Source organism: Cellulomonas telluris, from assembly GCF_004886325.1.
In the GTDB taxonomy this organism is placed as follows: Bacteria; Actinomycetota; Actinomycetes; order Actinomycetales; family Cellulomonadaceae; genus Cellulomonas; species Cellulomonas telluris.
In genome coordinates this window covers 1-510 of sequence record NZ_QXFN01000120.1, presented here as the reverse complement: position 1 = coordinate 510, position 510 = coordinate 1, and the positions used below count along the sequence as shown (strand labels likewise).

At 75.1% G+C, this 510-nt stretch carries 1 protein-coding gene; it reads left to right on the top strand.

All coding sequences use genetic code 11. The annotated features are described in order from the left end of the window. The coding region (locus FB586_RS19015) for a biotin carboxylase N-terminal domain-containing protein (RefSeq protein ID WP_281276712.1) at positions 1-510 on the top strand (510 nt) is incomplete at both ends.

Sequence of the window (510 nt, the reverse complement as noted above, 5' to 3'; positions counted from 1 at the left end):
AACCGCGGCGAGATCGCCCTGCGCGTGATGCGCACCGCCCAGCGCCTCGGCTGGGGCACGGTCGCGATCCACACCGACCTCGATGCCGACGCGCCCCACGTGCGCGCGGCGGACGATGCGGTGCGGGTCGAGTCCTACCTCGACATCGACGCCGTCGTCGCGGCCGCGAGCGAGTCGGGAGCGGGCTTCGTGCACCCCGGCTACGGCTTCCTCTCCGAGCGCGCGCCCTTTGCACGAGCGCTGGCCGAGGCGGGCATCACCCTCGTCGGCCCCTCGGCCGAGGTGATGGACGCGATGGGGCGCAAGGACGCCGCCCGGGAGGTCGCGGTGGCGGCAGGCGTGCCGGTCGTGCCGTCGTACTCCCTCGAGGACGAGCCGGCGACCTTCAGCTATCCGGTGCTCGTCAAGGCCGCGGCCGGCGGCGGCGGCAAGGGCATGCGGGTCGTCCGGTCGGCCGCAGAGCTGCCCGAGGCGATGGCCGCCGCAGCACGCGAGGCGGCCAGCTCCTTC